This is a genomic window from Modicisalibacter muralis (genome assembly GCF_900102945.1).
Classification (GTDB): domain Bacteria; phylum Pseudomonadota; class Gammaproteobacteria; order Pseudomonadales; family Halomonadaceae; genus Modicisalibacter; species Modicisalibacter muralis.
Map to the genome: position 1 here is coordinate 188371 of NZ_FNGI01000005.1, position 17951 is coordinate 206321.

Consider the following 17951-nt stretch of genomic DNA (forward strand, 5'->3'; position numbering starts at 1 on the left):
CCGATGACAAGTCGCGCGCCAATCGCTACGGTAACGGTATAAGAACAGAACATCAGGACTCTCGATGGAAGCCCAATACCGCCTGCTCGCCGAACTGGAAGCCGCCTTCGATCATATGATCGAGCGCATCGAGGCGCTGCTCGACGTTTACGCGGCCAACCCCGGCGCTGCCTGGGCGCTGAACCGCCCTCGCGCCGACGGCGACTGGCTGCGTCGCGCGTTGTGCGACTTCTGGTATCAAGACGGTCAGGACGGGCGCGCCACGCACAGCTATATTGGGCTGATCGCGGCGGATCAAAAGCTGCTCGATGAAGTCGCCAGGGTCAATGCCGCCAAGGCCGCTTTCGCCGATGTGCTGGCGCAGATTCGCCAGCAAGCGGCCAAGCTGATTCCCGAGATCAAGGCGGTACTGCCCTTTCGCCACCCCGTGCTGCACGACCATCTGCGTGGTCAGGGGCTGGCACGGCTGCATCTCAAGCAGTGCTGGCGGCACCTGCCAGTCGCCGATGCGCCGTTATCGCGTGTGCGCCTGGCGTGGTACTCCAGTGGACGTTCGATCAAGCGTCTTAGCGTGCGCGAGGCCGAGCAGAAACTACTGGCGCTGGATAACGAGGCGCCCCATGTGCGACTCCAGCTAAAACGCCTTGCCGGCATTCCCGATGGCGAGCCGCTGGCTCAGGTCCAACGCCAGGCGCCGCTGATGCGTGCCAATCTGTTCTTCGAGCAGGCGCTCGCCGATGGCCGCCAGCGCCGCGCCATGAACCTGCCGTTGCCGCTATTCATTCCCACACTCGATGGCAAATTGCCCAGCCACAATCAACCGACTCCCGAACCGCCCAAGGGGCGCAAACGCGCGCGGCGTAGCGATGAGCGCCTGGAAGACGAGGCATTCCTGCCCAGCTTGCGGGTCTATCGTTATCGAGATCCGCGGCGTCAATAATCCTGCGATGCGTCGGGCAGCCGCTTGAAGCGCACGTAGCGATGCAGGCGAATCAGCGGACGCATCAGCAATTGCACGCTACCGATCACGAACAACCACACGCCGAGCGTCAAGACGGCGCCCTCATAGAAAAAACAAAAGCTGCCGACCGTAAACCAGACCCCGATCAGGATATCGTTGATGATGCTCAACACCTCGTAGCGCTGATGCACTATCAGCTCTTCATGGCCCAGGGTGAAGGTCCAGTCATCGGTTTCCTGATGATGCTCTCTACGCATGCTCGACCTCCTGCCCATACGATGAGAAGTAACAAAAAGCCCACCGATAGTGGTGGGCCGGAAGGAAATACATGAAGGCTTAAAAGAGTCGATTCAAGCCATTCTGCGCCGCCACCCGATAGGCTTCGGCCATGGTCGGGTAATTGAAGGTGGTATTGATGAAATACCTGAGGTTATTGGCCTCGCCGGCCTGCTGCATGATCGCCTGGCCGATATGCACGATCTCCGATGCCTGATCGCCGAAGCAGTGCAGGCCAAGAATTTCCAGCGTCTCGCGATGAAACAGAATCTTGAGCATACCCACGGTATCGCCGGTGATCTGGGCGCGGGCGGTATCCTTGAAGAAGGCCTGCGCCACCTCATAAGGCACTTTTGCCTCGGTCAGCTCGCGCTCGGTCCTGCCTACCGAACTGATCTCCGGAATCGTATAGATCCCGGTCGGCACGTCTTCGACCAGACGAAACGGCTCGTCGAGCAGATCGGCGCTGGCGTTGCGCCCCTGGTCGTAGGCGGCGCTGGCCAGACTCGGCCAACCGATCACATCGCCCACGGCATAGATATGCGCAACACCCGTCCGGTAGTGTTCATCGACCGGAAGCTGGCCCCGGCTGTTGGCCTCCAGGCCAATGTTCTCCAGCCCCAGTTGATCGGTATTGCCGGTACGCCCGTTGGCCCACAAAAAGGCATCGGCGCGGAGTTTCTTGCCGGATTTCAGATGGACGACCACGCCGGACTCGTCACCCTCGACCTTGTCGTATTCCTCGTTGTGGCGCACCAGCACGCCGTGGTGGCGCAGGTGATAGGACAGCGCATCGCTGATCTCATCGTCGAGGAACGACAGCAGACGGTCGCGAGTGTCGATCAGGTCGACCTTGACGCCCAGCCCCGAGAAGATCGATGCATACTCTGAACCGATGACCCCGGCGCCGTAGATGATCAGGGTGCGCGGCGTATGCGAAAGGCCGAGTACGGTGTCGGAGCAATAAATACGCGGGTGACGAAAGTTGACGTCGGCGGGCCGATAGGGGCGCGAGCCGGTAGCAATGACGATCTTGCGTGCGCACAGCTCTTCCGCGCCCTCATGATTGTCGCGCACCAGCAGCGTGTGTTCGTCCTTGAAGCGCGCCACGCCGAAGAACAGGTCGATGCGGTTGCGCGCGTAGAAGGTTGTGCGCATCTCGACCTGCTGCTCGATCGTCACTCGCGAGCGCTCGAGCACCTTGGGGAAGGAAAACCAGCGCGGCTCGCCAATATCGCGGAACATGCGGTTGGTGTTGAACTGCATGATCTGCTTGACCTGATGACGCAGCGCCTTGGAGGGAATCGTACCCCAGTGGGTGCAGTTGCCACCCACCGACGGCTGTTTCTCGATGACGGCCACGCGCTTGCCGTGCTTGGCCGCGTTGATGGCGGCACTCTCCCCGGCAGGCCCGGTGCCAATCACCACCACATCGTAGTTATGAACTGCCATTGGGTACTCTTGACTCCTCTTTTTCCTGACGTACGCCCGGTTGGATAAGCACCCTCAGCGTTTGATGGCGTTATAGCCCAGGCCCGCTCCGCGATTTTCGTCGTCGCGGCGACGCGCCGAGCCGCCACGCTTGCGGCTTTGCTCTTCGCAGACTTCGTCCTTGCCACCGCAAATCTCGCAGCCTTCCTTGAGTCCCAGGTTATTGAGGCCGCCACAGGAACCGGCAATCGGCTTACGCCCCAGAATCACGCCGATCGACATGGCCGTCACCATCAGTAGCATGAAGCCCAGCACCAGAAACCAGATCGTCATTGGTTCTCCTCCTCGGCCGAGTTCGCCAGGTAAGGCTCGAAGGCCGGACTCATCAGTGTTTCAAAATCGTCATCGGTTCTGACAATGAAATACACCGCGATGTTTTCTCGCTCGGCCAATTCAAGACCGGCTTTCGCGCCCATCACGGTGAATGCCGTTGCCAATGCATCGGCCGTCGCACAGCGTTCGGCAATCACCGACACCGAAGCGACGCGATTGTCGATCGGTCGTCCGGTACGCGGGTCGATGGTATGCGAGTAGCGTATGCCATTGCTTTCAAAATAGTTGCGATAATCGCCCGATGTCGCCACGGCGGCATTACCCAACTCGACGACCCGCTGCACGCTGCGCTCGGTGGATACCGGCTTTTCCACGGCCACACGCCACGGCGAGCCGTCTGGCTTTTCGCCGTGCGTGCGAATCTCGCCGCCGATTTCCACCAGGTAGTCCTCGATGCCCTGGGCTTCCAGATACTCGGCGACCTGATCGGTCGCGTACCCCTTGGCGATACCCGACAGATCGATATAGACCGGCTTGCTCTTGGTCAGTTGGCCGTCATCCAAGTGCAACGCTCGAAAATCGATACGCGCCAGCGCCGCAGCCAGCGCATCGTCGTCAGGCACCTTGTCCAGTCGATCTTGTGGTCCGAAGCCCCATAGGTTGACCGCAGGCCCCACGGTAACATCGAAGGCGCCTTCGGATAACCGTGCGATACGCAGCGACTCGCGCAGCACCTCTGCAGTCGCCGGCGATACGAACATCGGCACACCCACCGGCGCTCGATTGAGGCGCGATAATTCGGAATCATCACGGTAGGTCGACATCAAGGCATCGACGCGCTCGAGTTCAGCTAGGATGCCGGCATCAATCGCCTCACGATCAAAATCGCTCGAATCGGTATATAAGGTGACATGATAACCGGTGCCGAAGATAGGACCGCGGAAGCGATGCGCCTCGGGCTGCTTTTCACAGCCCGCCAGCGATACCAGCAACACCGTCAACAACAAGAACGGGGCCAGCACTCTAGATACCGGCCCGGTTTTCAGTCTTCCGGTCATCCGCCAAAATCATCCAGCATGATGTTCTCGGGCTCGACACCCATGTCGGTGAGCATCTTGATGACCGAGGCGTTCATCATCGGCGGCCCGCACATGTAGTACTCGCAATCCTCGGGCGCCGGATGATCCTTGAGATAGTTCTCATAAAGCACGTTGTGAATGAACCCGGTGGGCCCCTCCCAATTGTCCTCGGGCTGCGGGTCCGAAAGCGCCAGGTGCCAGTCGAAGTTATCGAACTCCTCGGCCAACTGGTCGTACTCTTCGTTGTAAAAAGTCTCGCGCCATGAACGCGCGCCATACCAGAAGGTCATCTTACGCGAGGACTTCAAGCGCTTGAGCTGGTCGAAGATATGGCTGCGCATCGGTGCCATGCCAGCACCGCCACCCACGAAGACCATTTCGGCATCGGTGTCCTTGGCGAAGAATTCACCGAACGGCCCCATTACCGTGACCTTGTCGCCCGGCTTGAGCGAAAATACGTAGGTCGACATCAGGCCCGGCGCGTGATCGGTGTTGGGCGGCGGTGTGGCGATACGAATGTTGAACTTGAGAATGCCCTTCTCTTCGGGGTAGTTGGCCATCGAATAGGCGCGAATCACCTCTTCGCTATTCTTGTGGGAAATATTGAAAAGGCCGAACTTTTCCCAGTCGCCGCGATATTCCTCCTCGATATCGAAATCGGAGAACTTGATGTCGTAGGCCGGCGCCTCGAGCTGCACGTAGCCACCGGCCCGGAAGTCGACATTCTCGCCTTCCGGCAACTTGATATTGAGCTCCTTGATGAATGTCGCGACGTTGGGGTTGCCGATGACTTCGCACTCCCACTTGCGGACGCCGAAGACTTCCTCGGGCACTTCGATTTTCATGTCCTGCTTCACCGGCACCTGGCAGGAAAGCCGCCAGCCTTCCTTCTTTTCGCGCATGGTGAAGTGGGACTCCTCGGTGGGCAGGATCGAGCCGCCACCCTCCGAGATACGGCACTTGCACTGAGCGCAGGAGCCGCCGCCGCCACACGCCGATGAAAGAAAGATGCCATTGGAAGCCAGCGTTTGGAGCAATTTCCCACCGGCCTGGGTGGTCAGCACGTTGCTGGGATCGTCGTTGATCTGGATGGTAACATCGCCACTGCTGACCAGGCGGCTACGCGCGGCGAGAATGATCCCCACCAGGCCAATGACGACCACGGTGAACATGACCACGCCGAGCACGATGATGGATGTATCGACCATGTCGAGTTCCTGTTCTCTTTGGCTTACAACTGGATGCCGGAAAAGGACATGAAGCCCAATGACATCAGTCCGACGGTAATGAAGGTGATGCCCAGCCCCTGCAAACCGGCGGGCACATCACTGTACTTGAGCTTCTCGCGAATGCCTGCCAGCGCAGCGATCGCCAGCGCCCAGCCAACACCTGCGCCGAAGCCGTAGACTACCGACTCACCGAAGGTGTAATCGCGTTGCACCATGAACAGTGCCGCGCCGAGAATCGCGCAGTTCACCGTAATCAACGGCAGGAATACACCCAAGGTGTTGTAGAGCGACGGCACGAACTTATCGAGAAACATCTCGAGAATCTGCACGATCGCCGCGATGACGCCGATATAGCTGAGCAAGCCCAGGAACGTCAGATCGATATTCTCGGCACCCTCGATGCCGGTCCAGGTCAGCGCGCCCTCCTGCAGCAAGTAGTTGAGTATCAGGTTGTTGACCGGCACGGTGATCGCCAGCACCACGACCACCGCCACACCCAGCCCGATGGCCGATGAAACCTTCTTGGAAACCGCCATGAAGGTACACATGCCGAGGAAGAAGGCTAACGCCATGTTCTCGACGAACACCGCCTTGATGAAAAGACTCAGGTACTGTTCGAGCATTACACGGCCTCCCTGGATTTGGTGTTGGCGGTAATCCGAAACTCATTGTCCTCGACCTGCTCCGGATTGAAGCTACGCAACCCCCAAATGATCAGACCGATGACGAAGAACGCCGACGGCGGCAACAGCATCAAACCGTTGGTCACATACCAGCCTCCCTCGTTGACCGGTAACAACACGGGGAAACCGAACACCGAGCCGGAACCGAACAGCTCGCGAAAGAAGCCCACCACCAACAGCATGACGGCATAACCCAGACCGTTGCCGACACCATCGAGAAAGCTGATCGCCGGCCCATTTTGCATGGCGAAGGCCTCGGCACGGCCCATGACGATGCAATTGGTGATGATCAAACCGACGAACACCGAAAGCGACTTGGATATCTCGTAGGCATAGGCCTTGAGCACCTGATCGACCACGATGACCAACGAGGCGATGATGGTCATCTGCACGATGATGCGGATCGACGAAGGGATCTGACTGCGCACCAGAGAAACGAAGAAGCTCGAGAATGCGGTGACCGCAATGACCGCCAGCCCCATGACCAGCGACGTGCTCATGGAGTTGGTGACCGCCAGCGCGGAACAGATACCCAGTATCTGCAGTGCGATCGGGTTGTTCTTGAAGATCGGCGTGGTCAGCACGCCTTTGGGCGTATAGGCAGTCATGCTTACGCTCCTTGCGTCGTGTCGCGGAAACGGGCCAAGTATTCAGCGAAACCGCTATCGCTCAGCCAGAATTGAAGCAGATTAGTCACACCATTGCTGGTCAGCGTCGCCCCGGACAAGGCATCCACCTTGTACTCGGCATTCGACGTCTGCGGACCTACCCCACCTTTCACCAGATGGATCGCCGGATCCATGCTGTCTTCCGGGTAGATTTTCTTGCCATCCCACAGCGCCTTCCAATCGGGATTGTCGACCTCGCCGCCCAGCCCCGGGGTCTCGCCCTGATCGTAGAACGATAGTCCCACCACGGTGTTGCCATCGCCACGCAATGCCAGGTAGCCAGACATCAACGACCACAGCCCCTGACCGCGCACCGGCAGGATGATCTGCTCGGGATTTTCAGGGTCGCCAACCAGGTACACCGTAGCGTAATTCTCCTGACGACCGATACCCGCCAGATCCTGGGCGCCCGACAGCGTGCGCGACTGCGCCGGGTCCTTGGCCGCCTCGAACTGATTGTAGGTCTCGGGATCCTTGTTCTCCGCGTATTCACCAGTCTCGAGATTGACCACGCGCGCCACGATCTGCTCGCTGAACTGCTGACTGACGCTAACGCCCGGCTCATAAAGCTCGGAAACCTGCAATACGTTGAACTTGCGGTCACGTTCCGCATTCGCCTCCTGCATCGGGCGCAGCACCACGGCGGCAGTCGAGACTACCACCGAGCAGACGATGCACAGCACGAACGCAACCACCAGCGTCTTCTTGACGGAATCGTTCTTGGCCATCAGGTGGTCTCCTCGTTCATCGTGCCGGCCACTTCACGCTTCTGGCGCCGCTTGATATTAGCCTGTATGACGAAATGATCGATCAGTGGCGCGAACAGGTTGGCAAACAGGATCGCCAGCATGATGCCTTCCGGGAAGGCCGGGTTGGCCACACGAATCAACACCGTCATCACGCCGATCAACGCCCCGAAGATCAGCTTGCCCTTGTCGGTCATCGAGGCCGAGACCGGGTCGGTGGCCATGAACACCAGGCCGAAGGCGAAGCCGCCGACCACCAGATGCCAATACCAGGGCATGGCGAACATCGGGTTGCTGTCGGAGCCTATTGCATTGAACAGCGCGCTGGTCGCCACCATGCCAAGGAACGTGCCGAGCATGATTCGCCACGAGGCGATGCCGGTCCACAGCAGCACCGCCGCGCCGATCAGGATCGCCAGAGTCGAGACCTCGCCTACCGAGCCGGGCATGAAACCGAAGAACGCTTCGAGCCAGGTCAACTGATCGGTCAGCGTCTGCATGCCACTGGAGAACGCGGTGGATAGGGCCGTTGCCCCGGTATAGCCATCGGCTGCGACCCACACCGCATCGCCCGAGATCTGCGCCGGATAGGCGAAATACAAAAAGGCGCGGCCGGTCAGCGCCGGATTAAGGAAGTTCTTGCCGGTACCGCCGAATATCTCCTTGCCAATCACCACGCCGAAGGTGATGCCCAACGCCACCTGCCATAGTGGAATGGTCGCCGGCAGAATCAGCGCATAGAGTACCGAGGTCACGAAGAAGCCCTCGTTGACCTCATGGCCGCGCTTCATGGCAAACAGCACTTCCCAGAAACCACCGACGACGAAGGTCACCAGATAGATCGGCAGGAAGTAGGTCGCGCCCAGCACGAAGTTGGCCCAGATGCTGTCGGGATCGTGGCCGCCCGCCAACATCATGGTGACCGCTTCGCGCCAGCCACTCATGGCATTAAAGCCGTCGGCGATCGCCAGATTGGCCTGCAATCCGACGTTGTACATGCCGAAGAACATCGCCGGGAAGGTACACGCCCACACGGTGATCATGATGCGTTTCAGGTCGATGCCGTCACGCACGTGCGCCGTGGTGCGGGTCACGTCGGGCGGTGAATAGAAGATGGTATCGACGGCTTCATAAAGCGCGTAGTACTTCTCGTACTTGCCGCCCTTGTGGAAATGCGGTTCGAGACTGTCGAGCGTCTGTCGAATACCCATCATCAAACCTCTTTCTCGATCATGGTGAGATTGTCACGCAGGATGGGACCGTACTCGTACTTGCCGGGGCAAACATACGTACACAGCGCAAGGTCCTCCTCATCCAGCTCGAGACAGCCGAGTTGCATCGCCATTTCGATATCGCCGACGATCAACGAACGCAGCAACTGGGTGGGCAGAATATCCAGCGGCATCACGGTTTCGTAGCTGCCCACCGGGACCATGGCGCGCTCCGATCCATTGGTGGTGGTGGTCGGCGCGAAACTGGACAGACCGGTCAGGCGCGATAGATAGATACCCAACACCGAGTGGCGTTGGCGACCCGGTGACAGCCAACCCATGAAGATGCGCTGATGACCTTCCTCGAGCAGGCTGAACTGGTTATCGAAGCGACCCAGGTAGCTCAACGCCCCTTCGGCGGTGTTACCACCGAAAACCGAGCCGGAGATGATGCGGACATCGTCGTTGGCGTTGTCGATGATTTCGCCTTCAAGCAATTCGCTGGCGCTGGCGCCCAGCCGGGTACGCAGCAGACGCGGCTGGCTGGCGCGCGGCCCGCCCACGGCAATCACCCGGCGGGTATCGAGCCGGCCTTCGACGAACAGCTTGCCGACAGCGATGACATCCTGATAGCCGATGTGCCAGACCTGGCGGCGCAGGCTGACCGGCGACAGAAAATGGATATGCGTACCGACCAGGCCCGCCGGATGCGGCCCCTTGAAGCTTTCGGCCTGTACCCCAGCGATATCGGCACCGGGCAGATTGGCCTCCGGCGCCTGGCAGACGAATACCTTGCCTTCGGTCAAACGCTTCAAGACCTTGAGGCCATTGGCGAAGGCCTCCGGCTGCTCGTTGACGATCAACGCCGGGTCCGCGGATAGCGGGTGAGTATCGATGGCGGTGACGAAGATGCTGGCGGGAATCGCATCGAGCGCCGGAGAGCGCGAGTAGGGACGCATGCGCAGCGCGGTCCACAAGCCGGATTCGACCAGTTGATCGACCACCACCTGGCGCTCCAGACTCTCCAGCGCGTCAACGCCATGGGCGGCCAGCTCGACCGCGTCTTCCTCGTCATCGACCTTGATGACCACCGACAACAGCCGGCGCTTCTCACCACGATTGATGGCTACTATCTCGCCGGCCGCTGGCGCGGTGAAGCGCACCCCAGGGGTTTTCTTGTCGGTGAACAGGAGCTGGCCCAGCTTCACCCTCTCCCCTTCCCGGACCTCCATGGTCGGCTTCATGCCGACATAATCGGTGCCCAGGACAGCCACGTGGCGTACCGGCCGCGCATCGTCGATACGCTGCTCGGGCGCGCCGACGATGGGGAGATCCAGGCCTCGTTTGACTTCGATCATAGTCTCGCCCAGTTATCGAATCTGATGTTGCCAGGTAAGGAGTTCGATGGACGTCAAAAAATATGGGCTTGGCCCAGCGCGGCCCGACCTATGCGGCCCGTCGACGTCACGGTTTTCGAATTCTTTGCTATCAGAAGATTGACTGTCGGTCTGGTAGTTATGGAAATGTCGTCCAAACCGTCCGAAAAAATCCCGAGCATTATAAATAGAAGAGTAACGAATGGCCACACGACCTTGGGTCGCGGCGGCGTCGCCAATGCGGTTTATCATGTGAAAGAAGGGTTGCAAAACGCGAACCGCCCCCATGGCGGGGGCCGTGGGGACGGTCGGCGAATCAGCGATTGCGAGGCAGTTATTGTTTTGGCAGCTACTTAGGCAAGTACAGGAAACGCACGTTGGACATGTACTGCAGAATGCGCACCACCTGGCAGCTATAGCCGAATTCGTTGTCGTACCACACATAGAGCACGGCGTTGGTATCGTCGACGATGGTCGCCTTGGCGTCGACGATGCCGGCATGGCGGTTGCCGACGAAATCGGAAGAGACGATTTCCGGCGAATCGACATAGTCGATCTGCTTTTGCATCGGCGAGCTAAGCGCCACCTGCCGCAGATACTCGTTGACGCTATCGGTATCCGCGCCCTTTTCCAGGTTCAGGTTGAGAATCGCCATCGACACGTTGGGTGTCGGCACGCGAATCGCGTTACCCGTCAACTTACCGGACAACTCGGGCAATGCCTTGGCCACGGCCTTGGCGGCGCCGGTCTCGGTCAGCACCATGTTCAGGGGTGCGCTGCGCCCGCGGCGATCGCCCTTATGGTAATTGTCGATCAGGTTCTGGTCGTTGGTGTAGGCGTGCACCGTCTCGACGTGGCCATGGGAGATGCCGTATTCGTCGTTGACCGCCTTGAGCACCGGCACGATGGCGTTGGTGGTACATGACGCGGCCGAGACGATGCGATCGTCGTCGCCGATCTCGCCATGGTTGACGCCATAGACGATATTCTTGACGTTGCCCTTGCCCGGTGCGGTGAGCAACGCCTTGGAGACCCCCTTGCAAGCCAGATGCTGAGAGAGCCCTTCCTCGTCGCGCCACTTGCCGGTGTTGTCGACGACGATGGCGTTGTCGATGCCGTACTCGGTGTAGTCGACCTGGCTGGGCGAATCGGCGTAAATGACCTTGATGTAATTGCCATTGGCGATCAGCGCGTTGTTTTCATGGTCGACGCTGATCGAGCCGGCGAACGGGCCATGCACGGAGTCGCGACGCAGCAGGCTGGCGCGCTTCTCGAGATCGTCACCGGTACCGCGCACGACGATGGCCCGCAGGCGCAGCAGATTGCCACCACCGGCCTTCTCGACCAGGATACGTGCCAGGATGCGGCCGATACGCCCGAAGCCGTAGAGCACCACATCCTTGGGTTCGCCGCCCATGCCGTTTTCGGCGTGGCCGCCGACGATCTCGGCCAGTTCCTCGCGCAGGAAGGCTTCGACATCGTCACGCCCGCTGCGCTTGAAGGCTACCGCCAGCTTGCCCAGGTCAATGTGTGCCGGACCCAGCTCCAGTTCGGTCATCGCCTTGACCAGCGGGAAGGTATCGCAGACCGACAGCTCGGTACCCTCGACCTTCTTTACATAGCGATGGTTCTTGATGATCCGAATCACCGAGCGGTTGATCAGCGAACGACCGTACAGCGAGGGCACCACGTTATACTTGCGGTACAGCACGCCGAGCAGCGGAATCATTTCCTCGGCGGTCGCCTCGTTGTTCTGCCATTCCTGGAAGGTGGTTTCGAGCTTGTCTTGACTCACGTAGGGCCCCTTTACACAATCGCGAATGGTGGTTGGAATGTGGTCATTATCCTTGCCAATCGTCGCTTACCGCAATTGCTGTATGGTCGCAGGCGCTGTAGGAGCACTACACGAATACGGGGTTGACTACACGCTCGGCAACGGGCAGGCGCAGGCATTTTATCGACAAGCACTGGCTTAGACACTGGTTCGATATCGCTGGCCTGTTATGATTTGCCGCACCCTTTCATATCGCTGCGTTCACATTTTCCATGCCGAATTTTTCGCCGCTAGCTCCGCCAGGCCCATCGGGCGTTCGCGATACGCGCTTCTGGCAGGCCCCGCAGGGTGCCGCCAGCGCCTTGGCCCTGGCGCGCCTGGCCGACCAGGCGCCGCTGTTGGTCATCACTCCGGATACCGCCAGCGCCCAGCGCCTGGAGAACACACTGCGATTCTTCGCCCAGGTGCCGGTGCTGCCCTTCCCCGACTGGGAAACGCTGCCTTACGACAGCTTTTCACCGCATCAGGATATCGTCTCCGAGCGCCTGCGCACCCTGCGCCGCCTGCAAAGCGCCAGGAACGGCATCGTGTTGGTGCCGATCAATACGCTGATGCAACGCCTGCCGCCCAGCGATTATATCGCCGGGCGCGTGCTGACCCTGAACGTGGGTATGACGCTCGATCGCGAGGGTTTTCGCGAGCAGCTCTCGCGAGCCGGCTACCGCGCCGTGGAAACCGTCTACGAGCCGGGCGAATACGCCCTGCGCGGCGCGCTGATCGATCTGTTCCCGATGGGCAGCGAATCGCCCCTGCGCATCGACCTGTTCGATGACGAGATCGACACCCTGCGCCACTTCGACCCCGATACCCAGCGCAGCGCCGATAAGATCGAGCACGTCGAACTGCTGCCGGCGCACGAATACTCGTTGTCGCGCTCAGCCATCGCCTGCTTTCGCGACGGCTTCGAGACGCTGTTCGACGTCGACCCGCGCCAGTGCCCGCTGTACAACGATGCGCTCAAGGGCATCCCTTCGCCGGGGCTCGAGCAATACCTGCCGTTGTTCTTCGAGCAGACCGCGACGCTGTTCGACCACCTGGCCGAAGGCACGCAGATCGCCCTGCTGCCCGGCGTGTATGCCGCCGCGGAGCACCACTGGGCAGCCATTCAAAGCCGCTATGAGAACCTCGGCGTCGACCCGACGCGCCCACTGCTGCCACCGGCACAGGCCTTCATTCCGGTGCCCGACGTGTTCGCCGCGATCAAGGCCAAGCCAAGAATCGAGATGGTCGCCGATGCCGACCACCCGCACGCGCACCAGCCCTCGACCCAAGCACCACCGCAAGTCGCCATCAACGCCCGCGCCCAGAAACCGCTGGCGCGTCTCGAGGAGTTTCTCGACGCGCATCGCGATCTGCGCCTGCTGTTCGTCGCCGAATCGCGCGGCCGCCGCGAGGCGCTGGAAGAAACACTGGGGGTGCTGCATCTGGAATTGCCACATGTCGATGGCTGGCAAGCGTTTCTGGATGCCGACAGCCAGCTTGCGATCACCGAGGGCGAGCTCGACGAGGGGCTTTGGTTAAACGAGCCAGGGCTGAGCGAATCGGGGCCAACAGGTCACGCCATTGCGGTGATCACCGAGACCGAGCTTTTCGGCGAGATCGTGCGCCAGACCCGGCGTCGCGAAAAAGCCACCGACGACAACGAACTCGCCGTTCGCCACCTTTCGGAACTCAAACCCGGCTCGCCAGTGGTTCACCAGTTGCACGGCGTGGGCCGTTATCAGGGGCTTGAAACCCTCGAGGCCGGCGGCCAGGCTGCCGAGTTCGTGGCACTCGAATATGCCGATGGTGCCAAGCTCTACGTGCCGGTGGACAGCCTGCAACTGATCTCGCGCTACGCCGGTGCCTCTGACGAGCTCGCTCCGCTACACAAGCTCGGCTCGGACACCTGGGACAAGGCCAAGAAAAAAGCCGCCGAGAAGATTCGCGATACCGCCGCCGAGTTGCTCGACGTCTATGCCCGCCGCGAGGCCCGCGAAGGCTTCGCCTGCGATGCGCCGGGCGAGGAATACCAGCGTTTCGCCGCCAGTTTCCCGTTCGAGGAGACTCCCGATCAGCGCGCCGCCATTCATGCGGTGATCGGCGACATGACCGCATCCCAGCCGATGGACCGCGTGGTATGCGGCGACGTCGGCTTCGGCAAGACCGAGGTCGCCATGCGTGCCGCCTTCCTCGCCGTGCATTCCGGCCGCCAGGTGATCGTGCTGGTACCCACCACCCTGCTCGCGCAGCAGCATTACGACAATTTCCGCGACCGCTTCGCCGACACCGCCGTGCAGGTCGAACTGATCTCGCGCTTCACCGCCGGCAAGGGCCAGGCCGACACGCTCAAGCGCATCGAGGAAGGCCGCGCCGATATCGTCATCGGCACTCACAAGCTGCTGTCGAAATCGATGAAATTTCCCAATATGGGGCTGCTGGTCATCGACGAGGAGCATCGCTTCGGCGTGGCGCAAAAGGAGCGCCTGAAGGGCCTGCGCTCCGAGGTCGACATCCTCACCCTGACCGCCACGCCGATTCCGCGCACCCTGAACATGGCGATGAGCGGCATGCGCGACCTGTCGATCATCGCCACCCCGCCGGCACGCCGCCTGTCGGTGAAAACCTTCATTCAGCAACGCAACGAGCCGATCATCAAGGAGGCCATCCTGCGCGAGATTCTGCGCGGCGGGCAGGTCTACTTTCTGCATAACGAGGTCAAGAGCATCGAACTCAGCGCGCAGAAGGTCCGCGATCTGGTTCCCGAGGCACGTGTCGGCGTGGCCCATGGCCAGCTTCCCGAGCGCTCGCTGGAACGCATCATGTCGGACTTCTACCACAAGCGCTTCAATGTGCTGGTGTGCTCGACGATCATCGAGACCGGCATCGATGTGCCCAGCGCCAACACCATTCTCATCGAGCGCGCCGACAAATTCGGCCTGGCCCAGCTTCACCAGTTGCGCGGGCGCGTCGGGCGCAGCCACCACCAGGCTTATGCCTACCTGCTCACCCCGCCGCCCAAGGCGATCACCAAGGACGCCCTGAAGCGCCTCGAAGCGATCGGCCAGGCCGAGGACCTGGGCGCGGGTTTCACGCTAGCCAGCCACGACATGGAAATTCGCGGCGCTGGCGAACTGCTCGGCGACGAGCAGAGCGGGCAGATGGAAACCATCGGCTACAGCCTGTACATGCAGATGCTCGACCGTGCGGTGAAGGCGATAAAGGCCGGGAAGACACCCAATATCGAGGCGCCACTGGGCGAAGGCGTGGAAGTCAGTCTCAATCTGCCGGCGCTGATTCCCGACGATTACCTGCACGACGTGCAGCAACGGTTGATCATGTACAAGCGCATCAGCAATGCCGAGCACGAGGCCGATCTCAAGGAACTTCAGGTCGAGATGATCGACCGTTTCGGCCTGCTGCCCGCGCCGGTCAAGACGCTTTTCCGCCAGACCCGGCTACGCCAGCGCGCCGAACGCCTGGGCATCGTCCGGCTGGAGGCCGGCGCCGAGCGTGGCCGGATTATCTTCGGCGCCAACCCGGCGGTCGACCCGATGACCCTGGTGTCGCTGATTCAGCGCAACCCCGAGAGCTATCGACTCGATGGCGCCGACATCCTGCGCTTCGAGGCCGACATGGCCAACGAGGAAGCCCGTTTCGCGGGCGTGGAGCAATTGCTCGAGACGTTGAACCGCAAGGTTCAGGCCGCCTAGCGACAAGCGCCTCTCGCTTGAAAAACAATTTGTGAAACAGCCAGGCTCAAAGGCTGTTGCCCTGACTGCCAAATACGTCAAAATGGCGTGATCAGGCGTTCGACGCCGAATTACCGATAGGCCACTACTGCATGCCAGCGATCATCAAACGCACCCTGTTGCTGACCTTTTCCGCCCTGCTGCTGTTGCCGCTGACGCTCCAAGCGGCCGGCAAGAACTCGCCGGTGGGTCATTACCCCTTACCCGAAGAAGGCGATATCGTCGGCGAAATCCAGACGGTTACCGCCGAGCATGAAGACACCCTGCTGGAAATCGGCCACCGTTATGGTGTCGGCTACGAAGAAATGCAGCGCGCCAATCCCGGTGTCTCGATGTGGGCTCCCGGAGAGGGTACCGAGGTCACGATACCCACGCGCTTCATCTTACCGCCGGGGCCGCGTGAAGGCGTGGTGATCAATGTCGCGGAGATGCGTCTGTACTACTACCCGCCGACCGCCGAGGGTGAAACCCCAGGCGTGGAAACCTACCCGATCAGCGTGGGGCGCATGGACTGGTCCACGCCGCTCGGTACGACACACATCAAGACCAAGGTGATCGAGCCTGCCTGGTATCCGCCTCAGTCGATCATCGAGGAGCACGCCGCGCGTGGCGACAAACTACCCCAAGTGGTGCCACCCGGGCCCGACAATCCGCTGGGCGAATACGCCATGTTGTTGGATATCCCCGGCTACCTGATTCATGGCACCAATCGTCCGCAAGGTGTCGGCATGCGCGTCACCCATGGCTGCATTCGCATGCTGCCCGAGGATATCGAGCGCCTGTTTCCTCGCTTGCCGGTGGGCACCCCGGTGCGCTTGATCAACGAGCCGCTCAAACTCGGCTGGTCAGCGGAGAACATCTTGTATGTGCAGGCCTATCCTACTCTGCAGGCCAAGCAGGACGATAAGCCGGCCGACCGTGTCGGCGATGCGGTAACCGCCGTTTCCGCTGCCATCGAGGGCCACCGGTATCCGGTCAACTATGCGCGTCTGCGTCATCTTGTCGAGAATCCCACCGGCCAACCGCAACCACTGCGCCTGTTCGCCCAACAGCACGTGGTCGAGCCACCGCCCAAGCCACTATACGAGCAGCTGGAACTGGTGACCGACCCGGCCTGGTGGTACGAAACCAAGAAGGCCCTGTCGATGACAGGGCCCTCCTGAACTAGCCTCGCGATACTCGCATGCCGCTATGCAAGCGGAGGCGGAGTATCGCGACGGTCGATCACTTCTGCATGGAGCTCTGGAACATCCGATCCATGGCCTGGCGATTTTCCTGGGCCATTTGCAGAGCCTGATCAGCAGTCATCTGTGCCTGCTCGGCAGCAGACATCGCTTGCTGAGCCGTGCTGCGTGCCTCCATGTCGTGGTGCATGTCACCTTCCATTTCGCCGCCGTTCGCGGCGCAGCCTGCCATCAACATCACGGACAGACCGAGAGCCGTCAGCTTGAGTGCATTCGTCATTGATATTCTCCTTGAGGGACATTCCTTGGTTTTTGGTTTCCTGCAGAGCAGGTGTGCTACATCAAAACAAATTTTTCTTTCAATATCACTTCCCGCGACGTCACTTCCACGACATTTTCCATGAAAAACATGCGGGCAAGCGCTACCTCCTCTAATTAGAAACTAGCGGATGATGACTTTCGTGCCAAGTCCAACCCAATTCGCCAGCTTCTCGATCTGTCGGTTAGTCACCGCAATGCAGCCCTCGGTCCAGTTGAATTGGGCATGAACCTGCGGGTCGCCCTTGCCAAGGCCATGAATGCCGATGTTGCCCCCCAGCACGGTATTCTGCGGTGGATTGCCATGGCTGCTGTAGTAGGTCAAATAATCGTTAAACGCCTCGGTGCTCAACACACCCAATCGCTCGGCCTCACGCGCATGTTCGAGTGTCGGGTAGTTCAGACCCAGAAAAATATTGAAATCGCTGTCGTGATTGATCCAGTTGATACGAAACTCCCCGGTCGGCGTCTTGCTGTCGCCACGCATGTGCAGCCGGCTAGTTCCCGCCCGCCCCAAGGCAATCGGATGGAAACGCTCGATCTCCCGCTCGCCGCGATAGACATGCAGGGTAGAACTCGCGGCATCGACCAGCAGCCAGACATCCTCCTGACCGCCACTCGCCTTCAGGGCGAGCAGGGGCAATAACAACCATAGGCCGAGTAGTAGCCCTCGCTTGATTCGTTTCATCTATTCACATCCCCACGCGCACTCTTTATAACGCTTTTAGCCGACTGCAGGCTCGCCGATTCCGTGACGTTAACAGCACAAAGGCCATGAACGAAGCCCAAACATACCATGGACGATAATGACTACCGGCGGCGAAACGGGAACCATCAATATGAGACCCTTGGCTGGAGGCATGACGAAACGCCGAGCCCTCGGCAAGGAGC

At 60.4% G+C, this 17951-nt stretch carries 16 protein-coding genes; 3 read left to right on the plus strand and 13 right to left on the minus strand.

Going from position 1 to position 17951, the window contains the following annotated elements; all coding sequences use genetic code 11:
• Positions 1-64: 64 nt before the first annotated feature.
• Positions 65-940: a DNA replication terminus site-binding protein gene (locus BLR92_RS10895; protein WP_089728422.1), complete on the plus strand. Its 876-nt coding sequence runs from the start codon at positions 65-67 to the stop codon at positions 938-940.
• Here BLR92_RS10895 and BLR92_RS10900 read toward each other — a convergent pair.
• The 11 genes from BLR92_RS10900 to BLR92_RS10950 all read right to left on the minus strand — a co-directional run bounded on the left by BLR92_RS10900 (position 934) and on the right by BLR92_RS10950 (position 11788).
• On the minus strand, positions 934-1218 hold the full coding sequence (locus tag BLR92_RS10900; RefSeq protein ID WP_089728424.1) for a YrhK family protein: 285 nt from the start codon (positions 1216-1218) through the stop codon (positions 934-936). The genes BLR92_RS10895 and BLR92_RS10900 overlap by 7 nt on opposite strands.
• A 79-nt stretch (positions 1219-1297) precedes the next feature.
• Positions 1298-2689: a Si-specific NAD(P)(+) transhydrogenase gene (gene sthA / locus BLR92_RS10905; protein WP_089728426.1), complete on the minus strand. Its 1392-nt coding sequence runs from the start codon at positions 2687-2689 to the stop codon at positions 1298-1300.
• A 54-nt stretch (positions 2690-2743) separates the two neighbouring features.
• Positions 2744-3001, minus strand: a complete 258-nt coding sequence (gene nqrM / locus BLR92_RS10910; RefSeq protein ID WP_089728427.1) for a (Na+)-NQR maturation NqrM — start codon at positions 2999-3001, stop codon at positions 2744-2746.
• Positions 2998-4059 carry an FAD:protein FMN transferase gene (locus BLR92_RS10915; protein WP_089728429.1) on the minus strand — a complete coding sequence of 354 codons (1062 nt, stop codon included), beginning with the start codon at positions 4057-4059 and terminating at the stop codon, positions 2998-3000. The genes nqrM and BLR92_RS10915 overlap by 4 nt, the downstream gene beginning before the upstream one ends.
• Positions 4056-5288 carry an NADH:ubiquinone reductase (Na(+)-transporting) subunit F gene (gene nqrF, locus BLR92_RS10920; RefSeq protein ID WP_089728431.1) on the minus strand — a complete coding sequence of 411 codons (1233 nt, stop codon included), beginning with the start codon at positions 5286-5288 and terminating at the stop codon, positions 4056-4058. Before nqrF ends, BLR92_RS10915 begins: the two co-directional genes overlap by 4 nt.
• A 23-nt stretch (positions 5289-5311) precedes the next feature.
• A complete protein-coding gene (nqrE, locus tag BLR92_RS10925) occupies positions 5312-5932 on the minus strand; it encodes an NADH:ubiquinone reductase (Na(+)-transporting) subunit E (RefSeq protein WP_089728433.1) in 621 nt (206 codons plus the stop codon).
• A complete protein-coding gene (locus BLR92_RS10930) occupies positions 5932-6600 on the minus strand; it encodes an NADH:ubiquinone reductase (Na(+)-transporting) subunit D (protein ID WP_089728435.1) in 669 nt (222 codons plus the stop codon). The genes nqrE and BLR92_RS10930 overlap by 1 nt, the downstream gene beginning before the upstream one ends.
• Positions 6601-6602: 2 nt before the next feature.
• Complete coding sequence (locus BLR92_RS10935) at positions 6603-7388, minus strand: Na(+)-translocating NADH-quinone reductase subunit C (protein WP_089728437.1); 786 nt, start codon at positions 7386-7388, stop codon at positions 6603-6605.
• On the minus strand, positions 7388-8620 hold the full coding sequence (locus tag BLR92_RS10940) for an NADH:ubiquinone reductase (Na(+)-transporting) subunit B (protein ID WP_089728439.1): 1233 nt from the start codon (positions 8618-8620) through the stop codon (positions 7388-7390). Before BLR92_RS10940 ends, BLR92_RS10935 begins: the two co-directional genes overlap by 1 nt.
• On the minus strand, positions 8620-9975 hold the full coding sequence (locus BLR92_RS10945) for a Na(+)-translocating NADH-quinone reductase subunit A (RefSeq protein WP_089728441.1): 1356 nt from the start codon (positions 9973-9975) through the stop codon (positions 8620-8622). The genes BLR92_RS10940 and BLR92_RS10945 overlap by 1 nt, the downstream gene beginning before the upstream one ends.
• 367 nt (positions 9976-10342) lie before the next feature.
• Positions 10343-11788 (minus strand): glyceraldehyde-3-phosphate dehydrogenase, encoded by a 1446-nt coding sequence (locus BLR92_RS10950; RefSeq protein WP_089728443.1) that lies wholly within the window; start codon positions 11786-11788, stop codon positions 10343-10345.
• A 251-nt stretch (positions 11789-12039) separates the two neighbouring features.
• Here BLR92_RS10950 and mfd point away from each other — a divergent pair, with 251 nt between their 5' ends.
• Entirely contained in the window at positions 12040-15519 is a 3480-nt protein-coding gene (mfd, locus tag BLR92_RS10955; RefSeq protein ID WP_089728446.1) for a transcription-repair coupling factor, read from the plus strand.
• 131 nt (positions 15520-15650) lie between these two features.
• Positions 15651-16721 carry a L,D-transpeptidase family protein gene (locus BLR92_RS10960; RefSeq protein ID WP_089728448.1) on the plus strand — a complete coding sequence of 357 codons (1071 nt, stop codon included), beginning with the start codon at positions 15651-15653 and terminating at the stop codon, positions 16719-16721.
• Positions 16722-16782: 61 nt separating this feature from the next.
• Here BLR92_RS10960 and BLR92_RS10965 read toward each other — a convergent pair whose 3' ends face one another.
• Together BLR92_RS10965 and BLR92_RS10970 are read right to left on the minus strand one after the other, a co-directional pair.
• The gene (locus tag BLR92_RS10965; RefSeq protein ID WP_089728450.1) at positions 16783-17022 is read right to left on the minus strand and encodes an alanine-zipper protein; all 240 of its coding nucleotides are present in this window, start codon (positions 17020-17022) and stop codon (positions 16783-16785) included.
• A 162-nt stretch (positions 17023-17184) separates the two neighbouring features.
• Positions 17185-17748 (minus strand): L,D-transpeptidase family protein, encoded by a 564-nt coding sequence (locus tag BLR92_RS10970; protein WP_089728452.1) that lies wholly within the window; start codon positions 17746-17748, stop codon positions 17185-17187.
• Between the last annotated feature and the right edge of the window lie 203 nt (positions 17749-17951).